Here is a 24072-nt window from a genome sequence, read left to right as displayed (position 1 = left end):
CACCCGCTCGCGCCGGACACCCCGTCCGCACAGGCAATTCGTAACGACGTAGATCCCGATTGGGCCAAGACTTCACCACGTGGGTTGCGTCACCCGGAAGCCTGCACTAAACCCCTCCGGATGGGGAAACGAGCCGGCCACGGCTTCCGGGTGATCGGGCTGATTTCGGGCACGTCGGTCGACGGCATCGACGTGGCCGCCGCCGACCTGCACGCCGAGGACGGCACGGTGGTGCTGACCCCGCTGGGCGAGCTCGACGTCGCCTACCCCGAGCCGCTGCGTGACGGCCTGCTCGCCGCCCTCCCGCCGAACCCGTGCACCGCCGGCGAGCTGACGCGGCTCGACACCGGCGTCGGCCAGGCGTTCGCCGACGCGGCCCTGCGCGGCGCCGTCGAGCTGGCCGGTGGCACCGCGGACTTCGTCGCTTCGCTGGGCCAGACGGTGTTCCACTGGGTCGAGGGCGGCCACGTCCACGGCACGCTGCAGCTCGGCCAGCCCGCGTGGATCGCCGAGCGCACCGGGCTGCCGGTGGTCGCCGACCTGCGGGCCCGGGACGTCGCCGCGGGCGGGCACGGCGCGCCGCTGGCGAGCACGTTCGACCAGCTGTGGCTGCGCGGCGTGGCCGAGGACACCGGCGGGCCCGTCGCCGCGCTCAACCTCGGCGGCATCGCGAACATCACCGTCGTCGCCGAGGGAAGGCCGGTCCTCGCCTACGACACCGGGCCCGCCAACGCGTTGCTCGACCTGGCCGCCTACCGCGTCACCGGGCGCCGCAGCGACGTCGACGGGCAGCTCGCGCTCAGCGGCTCGGTGCGCGCGGACCTGCTCCAGCGGCTGCTCGCCGATCCGTACTTCGCCGCCGCGCCGCCGAAGTCCACCGGCAAGGAGCACTTCAACGCGCCTTTCCTCGACGCCGCCCTGCACGACCTCCCGCCGGTCGCCCCCGGCGACCTGCTGGCGACGCTGACCGAGCTCACCGCGGTGAGCGTCGCCGACGAATGCCGCCGGCACGGCGTCACGGCGGTCATCGCCTCCGGCGGCGGGGTCGCGAACCCGGCCGTGATGGCCGCGCTGGCGCGGAACCTGCCGTCCGCCGCGCTCAAGACCAGCGACGACCTCGGCCTGCCCGGCGCCGGCAAGGAGGCGTACCTGACCGCGCTGCTCGGCTGGCTCACCTGGTGCGGTGTGCCGGGTACGGTTCCGCCGGCGACCGGCGCCCGCGGGCCCCGCCTGCTCGGCGCGCTCGTGCCGGGCGCCGGGCCACTGACCCTTCCCGCCCCACTGGGGGGCGCCGTGACGCGGTTGCGAGTCGCGGAGAAGGCCGGATCACAAGTAGGAGAAGCCCATGCGCGGTGTTGACCTCGCCATCATCGTGGTCTATCTGGCGGCGATGCCGCTGATAGGCGTGCTGGTCGGGCGGAAACAACGCTCGGCCGCCGACTACTTCGTCGGCGAGCGCAGCCTGCCGTGGGGCGCGGTGATGCTGTCCGTGGTGGCCACGGAGACCTCCACGCTCACCGTGATCAGCACGCCGGGTCTCGTGTTCGGCAACGCGTTCCTGTTCCTGCAGCTGGCCTTCGGCTACATCATCGGCCGGGTCATCGCGGCGTTCGTGCTGCTGCCGCGGTACTTCCGGGGCAACCTCGTGAGCGCGTACGCCTTCCTGGGCAAGCGGTTCGGCTCGGGCCTGCAGGGCACTGCGTCGGTGACGTTCGTGATCACCCGGCTGCTCGCCGAGGGCGTGCGCCTGTTCGCCGGCGCGATCCCGATCAAGGTGATCCTCGGGCACTACAACATCCACCTGGACTACTGGGTGATCGTGGTGATCCTGACCGCGCTGACGCTGATCTACGCCTACATCGGCGGGATCAAGGCGGTCGTCTGGGTCGACGTCATCCAGCTCACGCTGTACCTCGGCGGCGCCGCGGTGGCCGCGATCGTGCTGCTGAACAAGCTGCCCGGCGACTGGATGACCCAGGCGTCCGACGACGGCAAGTTCATGCTCGTCGACTTCACGAAGAACCTGCTGACCAGCCCGTACGCCTTCGTGACGGCGGTGCTCGGCGGCGCGGCGCTTTCGATGGCCTCGCACGGCGCCGACCAGCTGATCGCGCAGCGGCTGATGGCGACGCGCAGCCTGCGCGACGGCCAGAAGGCGCTCATCGGCAGCGGCATCATCGTGACGATCCAGTTCGCGCTGTTCCTGCTGGTCGGGGCGATGCTGTGGGTGTTCAACGGCCGCAAGTCGGTCGCGGAGCTCGGCCTGCAGAGCCCGGACGACGTGTTCTCGCGGTTCATCATCGACGACCTGCCGGTCGGGGTGTCGGGCCTGCTCATCGCGGGTGTCCTCGCCTCGACCATGGGTGCTCTGGCGTCGGCGCTCAACGCCCTTTCGACGTCGACCGTGGCCGACCTCTACCAGCGCTTCACCAAGCGCTCGCCGGAAGACTCCAAGCTGCTGCAGCACGGTCGCATGTGGACACTCATCTGGGCCGTGGTGTTCGCGGTGTTCGCGTCGCTGTTCTCCACCACGAAGAACTCGGTGATCGAGCTGGGCCTCGCGATCACCGGTTACACGTACGGCGCGCTGCTCGGGTCGTTCCTGCTCGGCCTGCTGGTCAAGAAGGCGCGGCAGGCGGACGCGGTCATCGCGTTCGTCACGACGGTCGTGGTGATGGCGTTCGTGATCCTCGGCGTGAAGTTCAGCGCGAAGACCGGCGGTCTGCTGGGCATCGACTTCAGCAAGGCGGCCGGGGACAAGGTCGCGCTCGCCTACCCCTGGTACACGCTGCTGGGCGTGGTGATCACGCTGGTCGTCGGCGGGTTGCTTTCGCTGCGGCACCGGACGCCGGACCCGAAGGCGGCCGAGGCCGAGGCCGCCGAGACGGCGCCGGAGGAAGCCGCCGCCTGATTCTTCTGAACCGCTTCCGGCGGGCGCCCGTGTTGGTCAGCGGGTGCCCGCCGGGAAGCGGCGGGAGGAATCGAAGGTGGGTTCATGAAACGGATGACGGTGGCGCTCGCGGTCGGCGCCCTGGTGCTCGGCGGCGCGGCGACGGCTTCGGCCAGCCCGGCGGGCCCGAAGGTGCCGGAGACGATCAAGGTCCCGGCCGGCAACCGGGCGCTCGCGACGTACCCGGCCGAGGGTGTCCAGATCTACGGGTGCACCACCGGCGCGTGGACGCTGATCCAGCCCGCGGCGGTGCTCTCCAGACACGGCAAGCCGGTGGCCCTGCACAGCAAGGGTCCGGTGTGGACGTCCATTGTGGACGGCAGCACGGTCGGCGCGGCGGCGGTGGCGAACGCGCCGCGCGACGGCGCGATCCCGGAACTGCTGCTCAAGGCCAACCTCAACACGGGTGACGGGATCTTCGGGAAGGTCACGTACGTCCAGCGGCTCAACACCCGCGGCGGCGTGGCCCCCACGGGAGCCTGCACCGACGGCGCGCAGACCGCGGTGCGCTACTCGGCCGACTACGCCTTCTGGGTGGCCCAGTAGTAGCGTTCGGGAAATCGAACTGCCCCCTGCTCCCGCACCGCCGTAGACTGGCTGCGGGGACAGGGGGTTTCACATGGGGTTCTTCATCGGCTTGGGCGTGGTCATCGCCGTGCTGCTCGTCGTCGGCCTGGTCATGGACCGGTTCGACCGCAAGCGCGGGGTCAGGCACGGCATGCTCCGGCCCGGCGGGCGGCGGCCGCAGATGGGCGACGCCGGAAGCGTCGGCAACGACCTGAGCACCTACGAGCCGCGCGTGCGCGGCGAAGACCGCCGCGCGCCGCGCGAAGACCAGATGTGAGGGTCAGCCGACCGCGACGGGCTCGTCGTCGGCCGTGCGCAGGCGCTGCGAGATCACCTTCGTGATGCCGTCACCCTGCATGCTCACGCCGTAGAGCGCGTCGGCGATCTCCATGGTCGGCTTCTGGTGGGTGATGATGATCAGCTGCGACGAGTCGCGCAGCTGCTCCAGCAGCCCGATCAGGCGGCGCATGTTCGTGTCGTCGAGCGCCGCCTCGACCTCGTCCATGACGTAGAAGGGTGAGGGCCGGGCGCGGAAGATCGCGACCAGCATGCCCACCGCGACCAGCGACTTCTCGCCACCCGACAGCAGCGACAGCCGCTTGACCTTCTTGCCCGGCGGGCGCGCTTCGACGTCGACGCCGGTGCTCAGCAGGTCGTCCGGCTCGGTGAGGACCATCCGGCCTTCACCACCCGGGAAGAGCACGCTGAACACCGTCTCGAACTCGCGCGCCACATCCGCGTACGCGCCGGCGAAGACCTCGAGGATCTTCTCGTCGACCTGCTTGATGACGGCTTCGAGGTCCTTGCGGGTGTCCTTGAGGTCTTCCAGCTGCGTGGACAGGAACTTGTACCGCTCCTCCAGCGCCGCGAACTCCTCGAGCGCGAGCGGGTTCACCTTGCCCAGCAACGACAAGTCCTTCTCCGCGCGCTTGGCGCGGCGGGCCTGGGTGTCGCGGTCGTAGGGCATGGGCGGCGGCGGGGTGACGTCCTCGCCGCGGTCCTTCGCCGCCTCGTACTCGGCCATCTCGCCCGCGCTCGGCGGGACCGGGACGTCCGGGCCGTACTCCTGGACGAGATCGGTGAGGCCGATGCCGAAGTCCTCGGCGATCTTCGCTTCCAGGGTCTCCAGCCGCAGCCGCTGCTCGGCGCGCAGCACCTCGTCGCGGTGGACGGCGTCGGTCAGCTTCTCCAGCTCGCCGGTCAGCTCGCGGACCTTGGCGCGGACGCCGGTCAGCGCGGATTCACGGCTCTGGCGGCGGGACTGGACCTGGTCGCGCTCGGCGGCCGCGCGCTGCACCGACTGCTCGATGCGCTCCAGCGCGAGCTCACCGCCGTTGACCACGGCGTTGGCGATCTCGGCGCCGCGCTTGCGGTTCGCGGCGGCCCGCTCGGCGCGTTCGCGGGCCTGCTGCTCGGCGTGCGCGGCGCGGCGGAGGCCTTCGGCCTTGCCGGCGATGCTGCGCGCCCGCTCCTCGGCCGTGCGCTGCGCGAGCCGCGCCTCCATCTCCTCCTGCCGGACGACGGCCAGCTCCTCGGCGGCCGCATCGCGCTCCGCGGTGTCCGGGTCGTCTTCGACCGGCTGCTCGGCGACGGCGGCGAGCCGTTCCTCCAGCTCCGCGAGCTGGGCCAGGGCCTGCACGCGGCTCTGCTCGACCTTCGCGCGCTGCCCGGTGAGCCGCTCGACCTCGGCCTGCGCCTGGCGGGCCGCCTGCTGCAGCCGGCTGAGCCGCTCCGACGAGCGGGCCTTGCGGACCTTGGCGTCGCCGAGCGCGTCCTTGGCCTGGGAAACCTCTTCGCGACGCGCCTGCTGCTCGGCGCGGGCGCCTTCCAGCTCGGCCGCGTACCGCTCCAGCGAACGCTCGGCCGTGCGGAGCCGGTCGCCCGCCTCGTCGACGGCCGCCTGGACCTCGATCACGCTCTCGCGCTTGCCGGAGCCGCCGATCGCCCAGCGGGCGCCGAAGACGTCACCCTCGGCGGTGACCGCGCGGACGTCCTGGTGCACCGCGACGAGCTGCCGCGCCGCGTCGAGGTCGCGCACCAGGGCCAGCTTGTCGAGGGCCTGCTCGACGGCGGGCCGCAGCTGCGCGGGCGCCGTGACGACCTCACGCGCCCAGCGCGCGCCTTCCGGCAGGGACGGCCACGAGTAGGTGTCCACAGTGGACTCAGGTCCGCCGAGCAGGATGCCCGCACGGCCGGAGTCCGTTTCCTTCAGGTACCTCAGCGCACGAAGGGCGTCTTCGCCGCCCGAGACGGCGATCGCGTCGGCCACCGGGCCGAGCGCCGCGGCCAGCGCGACCTCGTAACCGGGCTCGACGGTCAGCAGCGCCGCGACCGAGCCGAGCAGGCCCGGCAGCTCGTGGGACGCGCCGAGCAGCGCGCCCGCGCCGTCCTTGCGCCGCAGCCCCATCGACAGCGCCTCGACGCGCGCCTTCTCGGACGCGATCTCGCGCTCGGCGGCGCGTTCGGCCTTGACCAGCTCTTCGACGCGCGCCTTGGCCGCGTTGTTGGCCTCGACCGCGCGGTCGTGGTGGGCCATCAGCCCGGAGTCGTCGGACTCCTCCGCGCCGCCTTCGGCCTTGGCCATTTCCATTTCTTCGACGGCGATCTCGGCGCGCTCGGCGGACTCTTCGATGGAGACGCTGAGCCGGTCGATCTCGTCGGTGGTGGCGCCGTTCTTGCTGCGCAGGGCCTCGACCTGGCCGGTCAGCTTGGCCATGCCCTCGCGGCGGTCGGCGATCGCGCGGACGGCGGCCCAGTGCGCGCGCTCGGCGGCCTGGACCCGCTGTTCGAGGTCCTCGCGCCGCAGCACGGTCTGCGCGAGCAGCTCCCGGGCCTCCATGACGGCCTCGTTGAGCTCTTCCTCCTGCTCGGCGACGCGCTCGGCCTCTTCGAGCAGCTCTTCGGGGTCACGGCCACCGGTGTGCCCGGCGACGTCGGCGGAGAGGTGCCGCTGCCGCTCGATCGCGAGGCGGACGGTGCCGCGCAGGCGCTCGGCCAGCGCGGACAGCTTGTACCAGGTCTCCTGGGCGGTCTGGAGCAGCGGAGCGTCCTCGGCGAGCGAGGCCTCCAGCTCGGCTTCCTCGGCGGAGACGAGCTCGAGGTGCTGCTCGACCTCGCCGCGGCGCTGACGGGCGGTCTTCTCGTCGGCCTCGTCGCGCGCGATCGTGTCCCGCTGGGTGACGAGGTCGTCGGCGAGCAGACGCAGGCGGGAGTCGCGCAGCTCGGACTGCACGGACTGGGCCTTGCGGGCGATCTCGGCCTGCTTGCCCAGCGGCTTGAGCTGGCGGCGCAGCTCGGTGGTGAGGTCGCCGAGGCGGTCGAGGTTGCCCTGCATGTTGGCCAGCTTGCGCAGGGTCTGTTCCTTGCGCTTGCGGTGCTTGAGGACGCCGGCGGCCTCTTCGATGAAGGCGCGGCGCTCTTCGGGCTTGGACTCGAGGATCGCCGAGAGCTGGCCCTGCCCGACGATGACGTGCATCTCGCGGCCGATGCCGGAGTCCGAGAGCAGCTCCTGGACGTCCATCAGGCGGCAGCGGTCGCCGTTGATCTCGTACTCGCTCGCGCCGTCGCGGAACATCCGGCGGGTGATCGACACCTCGGCGTACTCGATGGGGAGCGCGCCGTCGGCGTTGTCGATGGTGAGGGTGACCTCGGCGCGGCCGAGCGGGGCGCGGCCCGCCGTGCCGGCGAAGATGACGTCCTCCATCTTGCCGCCGCGCAGGTCCTTCGCGCCCTGGGTGCCCATGACCCAGCGCAGCGCGTCCAGCACGTTGGACTTGCCGGAGCCGTTCGGGCCGACCACGCAGGTGATGCCCGGTTCGAAGCGCAGCGTGGTGGCCGAGGCGAAGGACTTGAAGCCCTTCAGCGTCAAGCTTTTCAGGTGCACTGCGTGCTGACCCCTCTGGCTGCCGGTACTGGCGTTTCAATCGTCCCAGGCTACCTGGGGGCCTCCCGGCACCGCCGGACGCGCCCCCTCATCGGCGCGCCTTAGCACAGCGTGCGCGTGCTCAGCAACCTCCTGCGTCACACCCGCCCCGGAAGTACCAAGCCCCGGATCAGCGTTCCCGGAAGCCGTCGAGTCCCCCTTTCGGGTCAGACCAGCGCTCGACGACCGTCTCCACACTTCCGGGTGATTCCCCGGACCGAAGAGCGTCGAGCAACCGCTCACAGTGGTCTCGATCACCCTCCGCTATGACCTCAACACGCCCGTCGGGCATGTTGCGGGCACTGCCCACCAGCCCCAGTTCGAGCGCCCGGCTCCGAGTCCACCAGCGGAAACCGACACCTTGGACGCGACCGCGCACCCACGCGGTCAACCGCGTGTTCGTTTGTCCCTCACTCACGCTTTCATCCTTTCCGGACACTTCGACTGCGCACAGTGATCACGCGGCCCTACTACCTGGGCGAATACGGCACCGACGGTGATAGCCTCGCCGCCGAGGTCGCCCTCCCGGGTTCCCCCGCCCGGGGAGGCAGTGATCGATTCACGGCCTCGCCCGCGCCTCTCCCGAACCCCCGAGGAGCCTGCAATGTCCCGCCCCGACGGGCCGCACGTGACCAGGGTCGACACCGCGCCGCCCAAGAGCAGCAAACCCAACCGCACCGGATACGTCGTGCTCGGGGTGGCCGGGCTGGTCGTCGCGACCGCGTTCGCCGCCGTCGCCGAGCTCGCCGGCCCCGACCCCGCCGGCACCGCGGGCGGCACCGGGGGCACCGGCGGCCAGGGCACGTCGCAGGCCGGCCTGCAGACGGTGCCGAGCACACCGGTCAGCGGCCCGTCGACCGTCGGCGGTGTGCCGACGACGGAGTCGTCCACCGCGCCGTCGACCGCGCCGAGCACGGTGGTGTCGGTGAGCCCGGACGGCAAGACCACGACCACGGTCGTCACCCAGGCGCCGCCCCCGCCGCGCAACGACACGGGCGACAACCCGCCGCCCCAGACGACACCGACAACCCCGAAGCCCCCGACGACGACCAAGACGACGCCGACCCCGACCACAACGCCGACCACTCCGACCACGGAGCCGTCGACGCCCACCTCGGGCGGCGGAACCAGCACGGGCGGCGCGCCGACGGCCCCGTCGAGCGGCGCCACCTCGGGTTCGACCGGAAGCCCGACGCACGCCCAGTAAGCAGGTCGCGAACGCCCCAATGTGGCCTTGGGTGCGTTGAACGCCCCCAAGGCCACATTCGGTGCGTCTGACGCACCGAAGGCCACATTGGGGCGCTGGCAAGCTGCCCGACGAGACCTAGCTGTCCCGGCGCAAGCGGTGCGCGAAAAGCGTCCACAGGTAGACCGTCAGCAGCGCCCCGCCACTCGCGGCGGCAACGCGAAGCCATCGTGCCCAGCCGACGGCGTCCGCGCCGAAGGCCGTGAACAGCCAGCCGAGCGCGCCGAACGTGGCGCCCACCGCCAGCGTCAGCACGATCACCGGGGGGATGCGGTCACCGCCGCGCAGCCACGTCTTCGTCGCGTCCATGCCCCTGGGAGTACCCAGTGGTTCATGCCTCGAAGCGGTACCCCATACCCGGCTCGGTCAGCAGGTGCCGCGGCCGCGAAGGCTCCGGTTCCAGCTTGCGCCGCAGCTGGGCCAGGTAGACCCGCAGGTAGTGCGACTCCGTCTCGTACGACGGGCCCCACACCTCGTGCAGCAGCTGCTTCTGCGCCACCAGCCGGCCGCGGTTGCGGACCAGCAGCTCCAGCACGCCCCACTCCGTCTTCGTCAGGTGGACCTCCGCGCCGTCGCGGAGGCGGACGCGCTTGGCCGCCAGGTCGACGCTGAACGACTCCGTGTCGACCACCGCTTCGACCCCGTCGGCGCCGGCCACCGCCGAACGGCGGACCGCCGCGCGCAGCCGGGCCAGGAGCTCGTCCATGCCGAACGGCTTGGTCACGTAGTCGTCCGCGCCCGCGTCGAGGGCCTGGACCTTGTCGGCCGAGTCGCCGCGGGCCGACAGGACGATGATCGGGACCGTCGTCCAGCCGCGCAGGCCCGCGATCACCTCCGTGCCGTCCAGGTCGGGCAGGCCGAGGTCCAGCACGACCACGTCCGGCTTGGTCTCGGCGACCGCCTTCAGCGCCGCCGTGCCGTCGTGCGCGGTGATCACCTTGTAGCCGCGGGCGTTCAGGTTGATCCGCAGCGCCCGCACGATCTGCGGCTCGTCGTCCACCACCAGCACGGTGGCACCCGGGTCGCTCATCGCACCCCCTCTTCTTCGAACTCGACGCTGAAAGCCGGCAGCGAGACCACGATCGTGAGCCCGCCGCCCGGGGTGTCCTCGGCGCGGATCGTGCCGCCCATCGCCTCGGTGAACCCCTTCGCCACCGACAGCCCCAGCCCGACGCCCGGCGTGGTGTCCCGGTCGCCGCCGAGCCGCTGGAACGGCGCGAACGCCGAGTCCGCGGCGCCCTTGCGCAGGCCGCGGCCGTGGTCGACGATCCGCAGCTCGACCTGCCCGGAGTGGGTGGACGCCCGCGCCGACACCCGGCCCCCGCCGTGGCGGAGCGCGTTGTCCAGCACGTTCGCCACCACCCGTTCCAGCAGACCCGGATCGGCCAGCACCGGCGGCAGCCGGTCGTCGACCGCGACCTCGACCGCCTCCGATGAGTCTACAGTGGACAGAGCGTGCGCGACGACCTCGTCGTAGCCCACCGGACGCAGCAGCGGCTTCACCGCGCCGGTGGCCAGCCGCGAGGAGTCCAGCAGGTTGTCGATCAGCCCGGCCAGCCGGTCGGCCGACAGCTCGATGGCCTCCATCAGCTCCGCGGTGTCCTCTTCGGACAGCCGGAGGTCGGGCGCCCGCAGGCTGCCGATCGACGCCTTGATCGACGTCAGCGGCGTGCGCAGGTCGTGCCCGACAGCCGAAAGCAACGTCGTGCGCAGCTCGGTCGCCTCCGCCTTGCGCTCGGCGCGGGCCGCGGCGGCGGCCGCCCGCTGCTGGCGCAGGGCCAGCAACGCCTGCCCGGCCACGGCTTCCAGCACCCGCCGGTCCGCCGCCGGGAGCGCCCGCCCGCGCAGGGTCAGGTGCACGTCGGCGGTGACGGCGATGTCGACGTCAGCCTCATCGGGGTCGACGCACGGGTGTTCCCCCGCCGTCGCCACGCACTGCCACTGCCCTTCCTGCTTCTCCAGCAGCGTCACCGACGTCAGCGCGAAGTTCTCCCGCACCTTCTCCAGCAGTCGCTCGATCGGGTTCGTGTGGGTCAGCACGGTCCGCGCGTACGACGCGAGCAGCGCCGCCTCGGTCCGCGCCCGCGCCGCCTGCGTGGCCCGGCGCGCCGCCTGGTCGACGACCAGCGCGACGAGCACCGCGACCACGACCATCGCGATCAGCGTCACGAGGTTCTGCGGGGTGTGCACGGTCAGCGTGTAGAGCGGCGGGGTGAAGAAGAAGTTGAGCAGCCCGGCCCCGAGCACGGCCGCGACCAGCGCCGGGCCGAGGCCACCGACGAGCGCCACGACCACGGTGGCCAGCACGTAGGAGATGACGTCGGTGGCGAAGTCCAGCCCGGCCGGGATGAAGAAGCCGACCACGGTGACCAGCACCGGCAGGACGACGCTGAGCACCCAGCCCGCGACCAGCCGCGAGAACCCGAGCGGGCTCGCGCCGAGCCGGGCGCGCAGCCGGCCGCCGGCCTCGGCGTGGGTGACCATGTGGACGTCGATCGGGCCCGACTGCCGGACCACCCCGGCGCCGATGCCCTCGTCGAACAGCCGCGCCACGCGGGAGCGCCGGGAGGTGCCGATCACCAGTTGTGTCGCGTTGACCCCGCGGGCGAAGTCCAGCAGCGCGGTCGGGACGTCGTCGCCCACGACGGTGTGGAAGGTCGCGCCGACCTCTTCGGCCAGCGTCCGGCAGCGGGCGATCGCGGTGGGCCCGAGCCCGGACAGGCCGTCGCCACGCAGGATGTGCACCACCTGCAGCTCGGCGCCGGCGCGGGTGGCGATCCGGCTGGCGCGGCGGATGAGCGTCTCGCTCTCCGGGCCTCCGGTGATGGAGACGACGACGCGTTCGCGCGCCTCCCACGTGTCGGTGATCCGCTGCTCGGCGCGGTAGCGCTGGAGCGCGACGTCGACCTGGTCGGCCACCCAGAGCAGGGCGAGCTCGCGCAACGCCGTCAGGTTGCCCGGCCGGAAGTAGTTGCCGAGGGCGGCGTCGATCCGCTCGGCCGGGTAGACGTTGCCGTGCGCGAGCCGCCGCCGCAGCGCCTCGGGCGTGATGTCGACCAGCTCGAGCTGTTCGGCGCGGCGGACGACCTCGTCCGGCACGGTCTCCTGCTGGGTGACGCCGGTGATCCGCTCGACGACGTCGTTGAGGCTCTGCAGGTGCTGGACGTTGACCGTCGACAGCACGTCGATCCCGGCTTCGAGGAGCTCTTCGACGTCCTGCCAGCGCTTGGCGTTGCGCGAGCCCGGCACGTTGGTGTGCGCCAGTTCGTCGACGACGGCGACTTCCGGGGCCCGCTTGAGGATGGCTTCGACGTCCATCTCGTCGAACTCGCGGCCGCGGTGCTCGGCGTGCCGCCGCAGCACGGTTTCCAGGCCTTCCAGCAGCTTCGCGGTCTTCTCGCGGCCGTGCGTCTCCACCAGCCCGACCACGACGTCGGTGCCGCGGTCCAGGCGCCGCCGCGCCTCGCCGAGCATGGCGAAGGTCTTGCCGACGCCCGGAGCCGCGCCGAGGTAGATCCTCAGCTCCCCCCGGCGCGGCTTCTTTGCACTGGTCACGCTGTCAGTGTGCCCCTCCGGCCGCGGCTTGCACGGCCAAGTTGAGCGGGAGCACATTCACACCCGGGACGCCGATGCCCGCGCCCGAAGTGTGCTGCTCGATCAGCTGCTTCACCCGGTCGAGCGGCAGCCCCGTGTTCCGCGCGACGCGCTGTGCCTGCAGGTCCGCGTAGGCGACGCTGATCGCCGGGTCGAGGCCGGAACCTGACGCGGTCACGGCGTCCGGCGGCACCTGACCGGGTGACACGCCTTCGCGCTGGGCGATGGCCGCGCGTCGCTCCTGGATCGCCTTCACCAGGTCTTCGTTGTACGGGCCCTTGTTGGACGCGCCCGACGGCATCTCGGGCGTCACCGCCGAGGGCCGGGTGTGGAACCACGGGTCGCGCGCCGGGTCGGCGGGCACCGGGTCGACGCCGATCAGCGACGACCCGACCGCCTGGCCGTTCTGCGTGACGACCGAGCCTTCCGCGTTGCCCTCCAGGCCGGGGATGCGGGCGACCGCCCAGACGGCGAGGGGGTAGAGGATCCCGAGCAGGACGGTCATCACGACGAGGACGCGCAGCCCGGCCCAGGTCTGCTTGAGCAGAGTGTTCACGACGTTCACCCGATTCCAGGGATGAGGCGCACCAGCAGGTCGATCAGCCAGATCCCGAGGAAGGGGCTGACGATGCCGCCGAGGCCGTAGACGAGCAGGTTGCGGCGCAGCAGGGCCGAGGCCGACGACGGCTTGTACCGCACGCCGCGTAGGGCCAGCGGGATCAGCACGACGATGATCAGCGCGTTGAAGATGACCGCGGAGAGGATCGCCGACTTCGGTGTGGCCAGGTGCATGATGTTCAGCGCGCCGAGCTGGGCGAAGATGCCGGTGAACATCGCCGGCAGGATCGCGAAGTACTTCGCCAGGTCGTTGGCGACACTGAACGTCGTCAGCGCGCCGCGGGTGATGAGCAGCTGCTTGCCGATCTCGACGATCTCGATCAGCTTCGTCGGGTCGCTGTCGAGGTCGACCATGTTGCCGGCCTCCTTCGCGGCCGACGTGCCGGTGTTCATCGCGACGCCGACGTCGGACTGCGCGAGCGCGGGCGCGTCGTTCGTGCCGTCGCCGGTCATCGCGACCAGGCGGCCGCCCTCCTGCTCCTGCTTGATGAGCGCCATCTTGTCCTCGGGCTTGGCCTCGGCGAGGTAGTCGTCGACACCGGCGTCCGCGGCGATGGCCTTGGCGGTGAGCGGGTTGTCACCGGTGATCATCACCGTCTTGATGCCCATCGCCCGCAGTTCCTCGAAGCGCTCCTTCATGCCCGGCTTGACGACGTCGGACAGCCGGATCACACCGCGCACCACCGTGTCCTCGGCGACGACCAGCGGCGTGCCGCCCTGGGCGCTGATCTCGTCGACCACACGCTCGGTCTCGTCGGGGAACTGCCCGCCGTTGTCCCGGACCCAGGCGCGCACGGCACTCGCCGCGCCCTTGCGGATCCGCCGGGTGCCGGCGTCGAGCCCGCTCATCCGGGTCTGGGCGGTGAACGGGACGAACTCGCCCGGCACGTCCTGGCTCGCGTAGGCGTCGGTCAGCTCGACGACGCTGCGGCCCTCGGGGGTTTCGTCGGCGAGGCTCGCCAGCCGGGCCGCGCGCGCGAGTTCGTCCATCGTGGACGTGCCCACGGGGATCAGCTCAGTGGCGCGGCGGTTGCCGAAGGTGATGGTGCCGGTCTTGTCGAGCAGCAACGTCGAGACGTCACCCGCGGCTTCGACCGCGCGGCCGCTGGTCGCGAGGACGTTGCGCTGCACCAGGCGATCCATCCCGGCGATGCCGATGGCGCTCAGCAGCGCGCCGATCGTCGTCGGGATCAGGCAGACGAGCAACGCGGTCAGCACGATCACGGACTGCTCGGACCCGGAGTAGCGCGCCATCGGCTGGAGCGCCACGACGGCGAGCAGGAAGATGATCGTCAGCGTCGAGAGCAGGATCGTCAGCGCGATCTCGTTCGGCGTTTTCTGCCGGGAAGCGCCTTCCACCAAAGCGATCATGCGGTCCACAAAGGACTCGCCGGGCTTGGTCGTGATCTTCACGACGACCCGGTCGCTCAGCACGGTCGTGCCGCCGGTGACGGCGCTGCGGTCGCCGCCGGACTCGCGGATGACCGGCGCGGACTCGCCGGTGATGGCCGACTCGTCGACGGTCGCGATGCCCTCGACGACGTCGCCGTCGCCCGGGATCACCTGGCCCGCCTCGACGACGACCAGGTCGCCGATCTTCAGGTCGACCCCGGGCACCTGCTCCTCGCCGGTGTCGGTGAGCCGGCGCGCGACGGTCTCCTTCTTCGACCGCCGCAAGGATTCCGCCTGTGCCTTGCCGCGCCCTTCGGCGACGGCCTCGGCGAGGTTCGCGAAGAGGACCGTGAACCACAGCCACACGGCGATCAGGATGGTGAACACGCTCGGGTCGGTGACCGCGAAGACCGTGGTGAGCGCGGAACCCACCCACACCACGAACATCACCGGGTTGCCGAGCTGGTGCTTCGGGTTGAGCTTCCGGAACGCGTCCGGCAGGGACGTCCAGAGCTGGCGCGGGCTGAACACTCCCGCGCCGACCTTGCTCGTGGTTTCGGCCGGAGTCACCTGAGGTCGTTCTTCGGTGACGGTCATGCGAGTGCCTCCGCGATGGGCCCGAGCGCGAGCGCCGGGATGAAGGTGAGGGCCGCGACGAGCACCACCGTGCCGGTGAGCATGGTGGCGAACAGCGGCCCGGTGGTGGGCAAGGTGCCCGCGGTTTCGGGCACCTTGCGCTGCGCGGCCAGCGAACCGGCCAGGCAGAGCACGGCGAGGATCGGCACGAACCGGCCGATCAGCATCGCGACGCCGAACGAGGACTGGAACCAGTCGCTCGTCGCGGTCAGGCCGCCGAACGCGCTGCCGTTGTTGTTGCCGGTGGACGCGTAGCCGTAGAGGATTTCGGACAGGCCGTGCGCGCCGCTGTTGCCCAGCGCGCCCGCCGTGCCCGGCAGCAGCAGGGCGATCCCCGAGCCGAGGAGCACCACGGTCGGCATCGCCAGCATGGCGATCGCCGCGGCCGTGACCTCGCGCTTGCCGAGCTTCTTGCCCAGGTACTCCGGGGTGCGCCCGACCATCAGGCCGGCCAGGAACATCGCGATGATGGCCATGACGAGGATCCCGTAGAGGCCGGTGCCGACGCCGCCGGGCGAGATCTCGCCGTAGAGCATGTTCAGCAGCGGTCCCCCGCCGCCGAGGCCGGACAGGCTGTCGTGGGCGCCGTTGACCGCGCCGGTCGACGTGCCGGTCGTGGTGTCGGCGAAGATCGACGTCAGGCCGATGCCGAAGCGCTGCTCCTTGCCTTCCATGCTCGCGCCCGCGGCCAGCGCCGCCGGGTTGTTCGCGTTGGCCTCGGAGAACCAGATGATCGCCAGCGACGCGGCCCAGAGCAGGCTCATCACGCCGAGCAGGACGTACCCTTGCTTCGGCTTGCCGACGAGCTTGCCGAACGCGCGGGTCAGGCTGACCGGGATCACCAGGATCAGGAACAGCTCGATGAGGTTCGTCCACGCGTTGGGGTTCTCGAACGGGTGCGCGGAGTTGGCGTTGAGGATGCCGCCGCCGTTGGTGCCGAGCTCCTTGATCGTCTCCTGGCTCGCCGCCGGGGCGAGCGCGATGGTGCTGGAGCTGCCGTCCGGGTTGGTGACGGCGACGCCGGCCTTGAGGCTCTGCACCACGCCGAGCGCGACCAGCACGATCGCGAACACGAACGCCATCGGCAGCAGGACGCGGACCGTGCCGCGCGTGAGGTCCACCCAGAAGTTGCCGAGCCGGTCGGTCTTCGCGCGGATGAACCCGCGCGTCACCGCGATCGCCACGGCCAGGCCGACACCGGCGGACAGGAAGTTCTGCACGGTCAGACCGGCCATCTGCACGAAGTGGCCCATCGTCGTCTCGGGGACGTAGGACTGCCAGTTCGTGTTGGTGACGAAGGAAACCGCCGTGTTGAACGCGACGCCCGGGCTCACCGAGCCGCGGCCCAGGTTCCACGGCAGGATCGGCTGCAAGCGCTGCAGCAGGTAGAGCAGGACAACTGAGACGAACGAGAAGCCCAGCACCCCCGCGGCGTAGGTCGGCCACCGCTGTTCGGAGTCCGGGTTGACGCGGAAGAGCTTGTACAGGCCCTTCTCGAGCTTCAGGTGCTTCTCGGTCGAGAAGACGCGCGCCAGGTAGTCGCCGAGGGGCTTGTAGACCACGGCGAGGGCGGCGAGGAGGAGGCCGAGCTGGATCAGCCCGGCCGTCGTGTCGGACATCAGAACTTCTCCGGCCTGATCAAGGCGACGAACAGGTACACGAGCAGGCCCAGCGCCAGCAGCCCGCCGACGACGTTGGCAGGAGTCCCGGCGCCGCTCACAGCTTCTCCAGCCCGCGCAGCGCCAGTGCGAGCACCACGAACACGCCGATCAGCAGGACGGCGTAGAGCAAGTCGGCCACAGGACACCTCTCAAGACGGGTCACCGGGTTCGGTGACCGGACGCGTTCACTGTGCGGCTCCGAGACCCCGTCCCGACCTGCGGCTGACGGCCTCTTGATGCGTTCCTGACACCCATTTACGCCGTCTTTATGGCCGGTGGCGCCGGTCACGCAAACGTTTGCCGATTAATCACTGTATGCAGTTGGTCAGTGACTCACGACACACCGTGTGACCGAACAAGTGCGGAACGTGCAATTCGGGCAGACAAGATCTTCGACCCGTGTTACACCTGTGTTACCGATAGTTGTATCGGCTAAGCAATATTTGGGAGAGGGGATCACCTATGTGCGGTATCGCCGGCTGGGTTTCCTACGACGCCGACCTCACCCGCCGCCAGGACGTGGTCGACGCGATGACCGCGACCATGTCCTGCCGCGGCCCGGACGACGAGGGCACCTGGGTCCGCCGGAACGTCGCGCTGGGGCACCGGCGGCTCGCGATCATCGACCTGCCCGGTGGCCGTCAGCCGATGTCCGTGCACACGCCGAACGGCGACGTCGCGATGGTCTACAGCGGTGAGGCCTACAACTTCACCGAGCTGAAGGAAGAGCTGACCAAGCTCGGTCACAAGTGGGAGACCGACAGCGACACCGAAGTGGTGCTGCACGGCTACCTGCAGTGGGGCGACGCGGTCGTCGACCACCTCAACGGCATGTACGCGTTCGCGATCTGGGACGAGCGCGACGACCGGCTCGTGATGATCCGCGACCGGATGGGCATCAAGCCGTTCTACTACTACCCGACGCGCGACGGCGTGCTGTTCGGCTCCGAGCCGAAGGCCATCCTGGCGAACCCGCTGGCGAAGAAGGTCGTCGACCTCGACGGCTTCCGCGAGCTGGCCGGCTTCACCAAGCGGCCGGGCTGGTCGCTGTGGAAGGACATGGAAGAGGTCCAGCCGGGCACGATCGTCACCGTGTCGCGTGAGGGCATCAAGACCCGCACCTACTGGAAGCTGGACGCGAAGAAGCACACCGACGACCAGGAGACGACGGTCGGCCGCGTCCGCGAGCTGATGACCGACATCGTCAACCGCCAGCTCGTCGCCGACGTCCCGCGGTGCGTGCTGCTTTCCGGCGGCCTCGACTCCAGCGCCGTCACCGGGCTCGCGGCCGCGCGGCTTGCCGAGCAGGGCGAGCAGCTGCGGACGTTCTCCGTCGACTTCTTCGGCCAGGAGGAGAACTTCAAGCCCGACGAGATGCGCGACACGGCGGACTCGCCGTTCGTGCGGGACGTCGCGTCTTTGGTCAACTCGGCGCACGAAGACGTCATGCTCAACCCGGGTGACCTGACCGACCCCGAGGTCCGGCACGCGGTGCTGCGGGCCCGCGACATCCCGGCCGGCCTCGGCGACATGGACACCTCGCTGTACCTGCTGTTCAAGGCGATCCGCGGCCAGTCGACGGTGGCCCTGTCCGGCGAGTCGGCCGACGAGGTGTTCGGCGGTTACCGCTGGTTCCACGACGAGAAGGCCGTCAACGCCGACACGTTCCCGTGGCTGGCGTTCCGCAACTCGATGATGAACGAGCGGGCGTCGCTGTACACGCCGGAGCTGGTGAAGAACCTCGACGTCGAGGCCTACGTCGCGGACCAGTACTCCTCCGCGGTCGCTTCGGTGGAGCACCTCGACGGCGAGTCCGCGCTCGAGGCGCGGATGCGGACGATCTGCAACCTGCACCTGACCCGGTTCGTGCGGATGCTGCTCGACCGCAAGGACCGCGCGTCGATGGCGGTGGGCCTGGAGGTCCGCGTGCCGTTCTGCGACCACCGGCTGGTCGAGTACGTGTACAACACGCCGTGGTCGCTGAAGACGTTCGACGGCCGCGAGAAGAGCCTCCTGCGGCACGCGACCAAGCACGTCCTGCCGGAGTCGGTGGCCCAGCGGGTGAAGAGCCCGTACCCGTCGACGCAGGACCCGGGCTACGCGGCGGCGTTGCAGCAGCAGGTCAAGGAGGTGCTGGCCGAGCCGAAGCACGAGGTGTTCGGCCTGGTCGACCGCGGCTGGGCGCACCGCGCGTCCGAAGTGGACTCGGCGACCATGGACCCGGCCATGCGCATCGGCCTGGACCGGGTGCTCGACCTGTACCACTGGATCGAGATGTACCAGCCCACGCTCGAACTGTCTTGACCTCAACCGCCCTCGAGGTGTGAGCCTGGGGGCATGAAGGTGCTCCTGTTCGGCCGCAACCCGGCCACGGTCTCGAGGGTGACGACGGCGCTGTCCGCGGCAGGTCTTGCCGCGGACGGCGTCGTTTCGGAAGAAGCGGCGTTGGCCCGGCTCGGCGTGGTCGACGCGCTGGTGCTGGGCGCGGGTGTGGTGGGTCCGCTGCGGGAACGCCTGACGGCCGCGGCGGTGCGGCACGGGGTCGTGTGGGTCCAGGGGCCGCACATCCTGCCGACCCGCGACGCCCACGAGTACGTGCGCACCGAGATCCTGCCGCGGCTGCGGCCGGCCCGGGTCAGGCCAGCCGAAGGTTCGCGGCCTCGTCCCCGGCCGTAGTCCGGGTCAGGCCAGCCGCAGGTCCGCAGCCTCGCCCACGGCGATAGCCCGGCTCAGCCCAGCCACAAGTCCGCGGCCACCTCGCCCCCGGCGGTCGTGAGCTTCGCGCCGAGCGCACCCAGCAACGCCCGGGCTCCATGGTTGTCCGTCGTGGTCGAGGCCACGAACCTCGCCGCGTCCGTCGAGCGGGCTTCGGCCAGGAGCAGCGTCAGCACTTCGCGGCCGACGCCCCGGCCCCGGCACTCGCGGCTCAGCCAGAGGCCCGCTTCCACCGCGTCCCCGTGGCGCTGCAGCCGCGCGGCGCCGGCCGCCGCGCCGTCGACCTCGACCACCCACGTGCGCTCCACCGCCGTAGCCGGGTCCAGGGACCGGCGGCGGTGGAACGCCAGGAAGGCCGTGCGGCGGGCGTCGGTCCAGCCGGGCGGGCCGTCGACCGGCGGCATCACCTCGAGGGGATCCGCTCCGGCCACGGCGGCTTCGAGCAGCCGCGCCAAGGCGGGTTCGTCGAGCGGGGTCAGCAGAGTCATGCTCGGAGTTTCGCCGCCGGCGGCCGGACCCGCGACCCGATTTTGCCCAGCGCCCGCAGGAAGCGGACGTAGGCCGACCACCGCACCGGCCGGTCGACCCGCCCGGTCAGCTCCTGCTCCGCCCGGTCCAGCAGGCCTTCCAGCAGCACGTCGTGCAGCGGGCGGAACAACACCGGCCAGGTCAGCCGGGCCGGGCCGTGCAGGGACGCTTCGAGGACGTGCGTCAAATGACCGCCGGTGATCGTGAACTCGTGGTGGCCCGTTACGCCTCGCGGAGCTGTGAACCGGCACCGCAGCCGCGTGGGCGAGGTCTCCTCCACGACGTAGCGGACCGGGCCGTGGCCCGCCGTCGTGCCCGGGACGCGGGGGCCGTCGAGGCGGGTCGGCGGCCAGTCCGCCACCGGCCAGAGCCGGTCGTGCGGGGTGCCGAGTGTGTCGAGCAGGGAAACCAGCCGGTCTTCCGAGACCGGAAACCGCCGGGTGTGGACGTTGCGGACCATGGCCGAACCCTCGATTCTAGAGACTGTCCTCCATAACCTATTAGAGCATAGTCTCTACAACATGGGCCGCCCCGCGACGCACACCACAGCGCAGTTCCTCGACGCCGCCACCGCGCTCTTCGCCGCCGGCGGCGCCCGCGCCGTCACCATGGCCGCCACCGCGAAGGCGGCGGGCGCGCCGAACGGCTCGATCTACCACCGCTTCCCGGACCGGCCCGCGCTGCTGGCGGAGCTCTGGCGCCGCACGGTCCGCGACTTCCAGGACACGTTCACCGACGCGCTCGGCGACGCGGCGACGGTCGACGCGGCGGTGGCGGCCGCGACCAGCGTTGTCCACTGGTCCCGCAAACACCCCGAAGGCGCCCGCGTCTGCGACGCCGGCAAGCAGGCCTTCGGCCCCGCCGACTGGTCACCGGAGGCCGCGAAGGCGGTGGCCAAGGACGAGGAAGAGCTGCGCGCGGCACTCAAGCAGGCGACCCGGACCCTGCCGCCCCTCACCGGCTGCACCGACGAGGACGTGGTGCTCGCCCTGGTCGAGGTCCCCCGCGCGGTGGTCCACCGCTACCTCACCGACGGCCGCACTCCCCCGCCGAAGGCCGTCACGCTGGTCGAACGAAGCGTCCGCAAGCTCCTCGGCCCGTGGCTGAAACCGGATCTCGCGTGATTGAGGCCGTAACTCGCGTGATGGGGGACGTAACGGCTCCCATCACGCGAGTTCCGGCTCTGATCACGCGAGATCCGGCTTCAGTCACGCGGGTCAGCGCCTGACTTCCGCCAGTTTCACCGGACGCCGTTCACGACGGGACACCTCGCACGCTTCGGCGATGTAAAACGCTTCGAGCGCATCCGCGGCAACGCACGGCGAAGGCGCCCGACCGGCGACGACGTCGAGGAACGCTCGCAGCTCCGTGGTGTACGCCGGACGGAAGCGCTCCATGAACCCCGGGTACGGCGGTCCCGGCAGCGGCGGCACCCCCGGCTCGACCGACCGCAGCGGCGCACGGTCGTCCAGGCCGACCACCACCCCCGTGAGCGACCCGAGCGCCTCCAGCCGGACGTCGTACCCTGCGCCGTTGTAGCGGGTCAGGGACACCGTCGCCAAGGTGCCGTCGTCGAGGGTCAGGGTCGCCGCCGCCGTGTCGACGTCGCCCGCGTCGGCGAAGAACGCCTCGCCGCGGTTGGCGCCGATCGCGTAGACCTCCTCGACCTCGCGGCCGCTGACCCAGCGGATGACGTCGAAGTCGTGGACCCCGCAGTCGCGGAAGAGCCCGCCCGAGTGCGCCACGTACTCCGCCGGCGGGGGCGCCGGGTCGAACGTCGTCGCGCGCAGCGTGTGCAGCCAGCCCAGCTCGCCGGACGCGACCGCCGCCCGCGCCGCCGCGTACCCCGCGTCGAAGCGGCGCTGGAAGCCGATCTGGACCTGGACGTCGGACGCGCCGATGCGGTCGATCACCGCCAGGGTGCCGGGGATGTCCGCGGCGACCGGCTTCTCGCAGAACACCGGCAGCCCGGCGTCGACCGCCGCGATGATCAGGCCCGGGTGCGCGTCGGTCGCAGCCGTGACGACCAGGCCGTCGAGCCCCGACGTGAACAGCTCGTCGAGGGAGGTGGCTTCGACCCCGAGCTTCGCCGCGGCCGAGGCCGCGCGCGCGGTGTCGACGTCGGCCACCACGACCGACTCGACCTCCTCGAAGCCCCTCAGCGTCTCCGCGTGCGCGGTGCCGATCCGGCCGGTGCCCGCCAGTCCCAACCTCATCGTGACCCTCCTGTAGACGAAACTCCGGTGGTGGTCGCCCGGACCACCAGCGACGGGTGCAGCAGATGCCGGACCGGCTCCGTGCGCTCCCCGCGGACCCGTTCGATCAGCGCGGCGAACGCCAGCCGCGCCATGTCCTTGCGCGGCTGGTCCACCGTGGTCAGGGAAAGGTGCCGCAGCGCGGCGAGCGAGGTGTTGTCGTACCCGACGACCGACACGTCCTCCGGCACGCGCAGCCCGGCTTCCTCCAGCGCCGAGATCGCGCCCACGGCGTTGAAGTCGTTGCCGGAGACCAGCCCTGTCGGCAGGTCGGCGCGCGAGTACGCGGCGAGCAGCTCCCGCACGGCGTTCTCACCCCCGACGTCGGTGTGCTCGCTGCGCACGACGATCGGCTCCAGCCCGTGCCCCCGCATGGCCGACTCGAAGCCGCGACGCCGCTGCGCCGCCCCCGCCGCGCCGCCGCCGTCGAGGTGCGCGATGCGCCGGTGGCCGAGGCCGACCAGGTGCTCGACGGCCAGCGCGGAGCCCGCCTCGCCGTCGTCGTTCACGGTGTCCACTGTGGACGACCGGGTCGTCCGCGAGACCAGCACGACCGGGCACTGCCGGGCCGCGACCTGGATCGCCGAGGCCGGCACGACCGGCGACAGCAGGATGATCCCCGCCGGACGGAAGGAAAGGAGGTTGTGCAGGGCGTTCCATTCGCGCGTGGGACTGCGGCCGCCGGTGTTGAGGACGAGGTCGAAGCCCGCGGCCTGCGCGGCGCTGTCCAGCTCCTCGACGATGTCGGCGAAGAAGGCGTTTCGCAGGTCGTTGACCATCACGCCGAGCACGGTGGACGTGCGGCTCGCCAGCGACCGCGCCATCACGTGCGGCTGGTAGCCGAGCTCCTCCGCCGCGCGCAGGACGGCGGCGCGGCGGGCGGCGGAGACCTTCGGTGAATTCCGCATCACCAGGGAGACCAGCGCGCGCGAAACCCCCGCCTTCGCGGCGACGTCCTCCATGGTCGGACGCATGCGGCACCTCCCCTGATCACCGAAAACTCGTCCTTGACTTGGTGTGACGGACGCTACAAGATTAGAGCGCTCTAATCAATAGAGCGCTCCAACGCACCCGATCAGAGCAACGGAGTCGTCCCTATGACAGTGAAGATCCGTGTCGCCGCCGCCCCGATCTCCTGGGGCGTCTGCGAAGTCCCCGGATGGGGTCGGGTGCTCGACGCGGCGACCGTGCTCGGCGAGATGGCCGCGCTGGGCGTCCAGGCGACGGAGCTGGGCCCGCCCGGGTACCTCCCCCGCGAGCCGGCGGAGCTGCGGGAGCTGCTCGGGCAGCACGGCCTGACGCTCGTCGGCGGCTTCCTCGCCGTCGTCCTGCACGAAAACCAGGCGGAGGCGCTGAAGGAGGCTGAGGAGTCCGCCGCGCTGTTCGCCGCGTGCGGGGGTGACGTCCTCGTGCTCGCCGCCGCGACCGGGCTCGAGGGGTACGACGAACGCCCGAAGCTCACCGACGCCGAGTGGGCGACGCTCGTCGACACCGCCGGGAAGATCCGCGACATCGCAGCCGGCCATGGCCTGCGCACGGTGCTGCACCCCCACGTCGGGACGCACGTGGAGCAGCAGGCGGAGGTCGAGCGCTTCCTCGCCGGCTCCGATCTCGGGTTGTGCCTCGACACCGGGCACCTGATGATCGGCGGGACGGATCCGGTCGAGCTCGCGAAGCGCTTTCCCGAACGGGTGGGGCACGTGCATCTGAAGGACGTCCGAGAGGACCTGGCCGCCGAGGTCCGCGGCGGGCGGCTGGCCTACACCGACGCGGTCGGGCGGGGCATCTACACCCCGCTCGGCGAAGGCGACGTGGACGTGGCGTCGATGGTGCGCTCCGTCCAGGCGGCCGGCTACGACGGCTGGTACGTCCTCGAACAGGACACCGCCCTCGGCGGCTCGAGCCCCGACGACCTGCCGCGGCGGGACACCGAGCGCAGCCTGGCCCACCTCGCGAAGATCATCGACTCCCTCTAATCGGTCCCAAAG

Annotated in this window: 22 protein-coding genes; 9 read left to right on the top strand and 13 right to left on the bottom strand. The window is 71.3% G+C overall.

Annotation, left to right across the window (positions count from 1 at the left end):
• The first annotated feature begins 120 nt into the window (after positions 1 to 120).
• The 4 genes from ACZ61C_RS26805 (at position 121) to ACZ61C_RS26790 (ending at position 3794) form a co-directional block, all read left to right on the top strand.
• Positions 121 to 1359, top strand: coding sequence for an anhydro-N-acetylmuramic acid kinase (locus ACZ61C_RS26805; protein ID WP_465310571.1), 1239 nt, complete (start codon positions 121 to 123; stop codon positions 1357 to 1359).
• Complete coding sequence (locus ACZ61C_RS26800) at positions 1346 to 2911, top strand: sodium:solute symporter (protein ID WP_465310570.1); 1566 nt, start codon at positions 1346 to 1348, stop codon at positions 2909 to 2911. Before ACZ61C_RS26805 ends, ACZ61C_RS26800 begins: the two co-directional genes overlap by 14 nt.
• A gap of 84 nt (positions 2912 to 2995) precedes the next feature.
• Entirely contained in the window at positions 2996 to 3496 is a 501-nt protein-coding gene (locus tag ACZ61C_RS26795) for a DUF3455 domain-containing protein (RefSeq protein ID WP_465310569.1), read from the top strand.
• 73 nt (positions 3497 to 3569) lie between these two features.
• A complete protein-coding gene (locus ACZ61C_RS26790; RefSeq protein ID WP_465310568.1) occupies positions 3570 to 3794 on the top strand; it encodes a hypothetical protein in 225 nt (74 codons plus the stop codon).
• A 3-nt stretch (positions 3795 to 3797) separates the two neighbouring features.
• Here ACZ61C_RS26790 and smc read toward each other — a convergent pair whose 3' ends face one another.
• On the bottom strand, positions 3798 to 7400 hold the full coding sequence (gene smc, locus ACZ61C_RS26785; protein ID WP_465310567.1) for a chromosome segregation protein SMC: 3603 nt from the start codon (positions 7398 to 7400) through the stop codon (positions 3798 to 3800).
• Between the two features lie 169 nt (positions 7401 to 7569).
• Positions 7570 to 7857: an acylphosphatase gene (locus tag ACZ61C_RS26780; protein WP_465310739.1), complete on the bottom strand. Its 288-nt coding sequence runs from the start codon at positions 7855 to 7857 to the stop codon at positions 7570 to 7572.
• Positions 7858 to 8043: 186 nt separating this feature from the next.
• Between ACZ61C_RS26780 and ACZ61C_RS26775 the strand changes: the two genes are divergently transcribed.
• Positions 8044 to 8646 carry a hypothetical protein gene (locus ACZ61C_RS26775; RefSeq protein WP_465310566.1) on the top strand — a complete coding sequence of 201 codons (603 nt, stop codon included), beginning with the start codon at positions 8044 to 8046 and terminating at the stop codon, positions 8644 to 8646.
• A gap of 117 nt (positions 8647 to 8763) precedes the next feature.
• Here the strand turns inward: ACZ61C_RS26775 and ACZ61C_RS26770 are convergent, their stop codons facing one another.
• Genes ACZ61C_RS26770 through kdpF form a run of 7 tightly spaced genes read right to left on the bottom strand, consistent with a single transcriptional unit; the run spans position 8764 to position 16645 of the window.
• Positions 8764 to 8994: a hypothetical protein gene (locus ACZ61C_RS26770; protein ID WP_465310565.1), complete on the bottom strand. Its 231-nt coding sequence runs from the start codon at positions 8992 to 8994 to the stop codon at positions 8764 to 8766.
• A 22-nt stretch (positions 8995 to 9016) separates the two neighbouring features.
• A complete protein-coding gene (locus ACZ61C_RS26765; RefSeq protein WP_465310564.1) occupies positions 9017 to 9715 on the bottom strand; it encodes a response regulator in 699 nt (232 codons plus the stop codon).
• Complete coding sequence (locus ACZ61C_RS26760; RefSeq protein WP_465310563.1) at positions 9712 to 12240, bottom strand: sensor histidine kinase; 2529 nt, start codon at positions 12238 to 12240, stop codon at positions 9712 to 9714. Before ACZ61C_RS26760 ends, ACZ61C_RS26765 begins: the two co-directional genes overlap by 4 nt.
• 4 nt (positions 12241 to 12244) lie before the next feature.
• Positions 12245 to 12835: a potassium-transporting ATPase subunit C gene (locus ACZ61C_RS26755; protein WP_465310562.1), complete on the bottom strand. Its 591-nt coding sequence runs from the start codon at positions 12833 to 12835 to the stop codon at positions 12245 to 12247.
• 5 nt (positions 12836 to 12840) lie between these two features.
• Positions 12841 to 14886, bottom strand: coding sequence for a potassium-transporting ATPase subunit KdpB (kdpB, locus tag ACZ61C_RS26750; RefSeq protein WP_465310561.1), 2046 nt, complete (start codon positions 14884 to 14886; stop codon positions 12841 to 12843).
• A complete protein-coding gene (gene kdpA / locus ACZ61C_RS26745) occupies positions 14883 to 16544 on the bottom strand; it encodes a potassium-transporting ATPase subunit KdpA (RefSeq protein ID WP_465310560.1) in 1662 nt (553 codons plus the stop codon). Before kdpA ends, kdpB begins: the two co-directional genes overlap by 4 nt.
• Positions 16544 to 16645, bottom strand: a complete 102-nt coding sequence (kdpF, locus tag ACZ61C_RS26740) for a K(+)-transporting ATPase subunit F (RefSeq protein WP_364515690.1) — start codon at positions 16643 to 16645, stop codon at positions 16544 to 16546. Before kdpF ends, kdpA begins: the two co-directional genes overlap by 1 nt.
• Positions 16646 to 17048: 403 nt before the next feature.
• On the opposite strand from kdpF, the gene asnB reads away from it, so the two are divergent.
• Together asnB and ACZ61C_RS26730 are read left to right on the top strand one after the other, a co-directional pair.
• Positions 17049 to 18890 carry an asparagine synthase (glutamine-hydrolyzing) gene (gene asnB, locus ACZ61C_RS26735; RefSeq protein WP_465310559.1) on the top strand — a complete coding sequence of 614 codons (1842 nt, stop codon included), beginning with the start codon at positions 17049 to 17051 and terminating at the stop codon, positions 18888 to 18890.
• Positions 18891 to 18923: 33 nt separating this feature from the next.
• Complete coding sequence (locus tag ACZ61C_RS26730; protein ID WP_465310558.1) at positions 18924 to 19262, top strand: hypothetical protein; 339 nt, start codon at positions 18924 to 18926, stop codon at positions 19260 to 19262.
• A gap of 53 nt (positions 19263 to 19315) precedes the next feature.
• Here ACZ61C_RS26730 and ACZ61C_RS26725 read toward each other — a convergent pair whose 3' ends face one another.
• Together ACZ61C_RS26725 and ACZ61C_RS26720 are read right to left on the bottom strand one after the other, a co-directional pair.
• The gene (locus tag ACZ61C_RS26725) at positions 19316 to 19789 is read right to left on the bottom strand and encodes a GNAT family N-acetyltransferase (RefSeq protein ID WP_465310557.1); all 474 of its coding nucleotides are present in this window, start codon (positions 19787 to 19789) and stop codon (positions 19316 to 19318) included.
• Positions 19786 to 20289, bottom strand: a complete 504-nt coding sequence (locus ACZ61C_RS26720) for an SRPBCC family protein (protein ID WP_465310556.1) — start codon at positions 20287 to 20289, stop codon at positions 19786 to 19788. The genes ACZ61C_RS26725 and ACZ61C_RS26720 overlap by 4 nt, the downstream gene beginning before the upstream one ends.
• Positions 20290 to 20350: 61 nt before the next feature.
• Here ACZ61C_RS26720 and ACZ61C_RS26715 point away from each other — a divergent pair, with 61 nt between their 5' ends.
• A complete protein-coding gene (locus ACZ61C_RS26715) occupies positions 20351 to 20953 on the top strand; it encodes a TetR/AcrR family transcriptional regulator (protein WP_465310555.1) in 603 nt (200 codons plus the stop codon).
• Between the two features lie 93 nt (positions 20954 to 21046).
• Here the strand turns inward: ACZ61C_RS26715 and ACZ61C_RS26710 are convergent, their stop codons facing one another.
• Together ACZ61C_RS26710 and ACZ61C_RS26705 are read right to left on the bottom strand one after the other, a co-directional pair.
• Positions 21047 to 22045 carry a Gfo/Idh/MocA family protein gene (locus ACZ61C_RS26710; RefSeq protein WP_465310554.1) on the bottom strand — a complete coding sequence of 333 codons (999 nt, stop codon included), beginning with the start codon at positions 22043 to 22045 and terminating at the stop codon, positions 21047 to 21049.
• On the bottom strand, positions 22042 to 23058 hold the full coding sequence (locus ACZ61C_RS26705; protein WP_465310553.1) for a LacI family DNA-binding transcriptional regulator: 1017 nt from the start codon (positions 23056 to 23058) through the stop codon (positions 22042 to 22044). The genes ACZ61C_RS26710 and ACZ61C_RS26705 overlap by 4 nt, the downstream gene beginning before the upstream one ends.
• A 123-nt stretch (positions 23059 to 23181) precedes the next feature.
• On the opposite strand from ACZ61C_RS26705, the gene ACZ61C_RS26700 reads away from it, so the two are divergent.
• Positions 23182 to 24060, top strand: a complete 879-nt coding sequence (locus ACZ61C_RS26700; RefSeq protein WP_465310552.1) for a TIM barrel protein — start codon at positions 23182 to 23184, stop codon at positions 24058 to 24060.
• Positions 24061 to 24072 lie beyond the last annotated feature (12 nt).

This window comes from Amycolatopsis sp. NPDC104587, from assembly GCF_055583645.1.
This window is presented reverse-complemented; position numbering and strand designations above follow the sequence as displayed.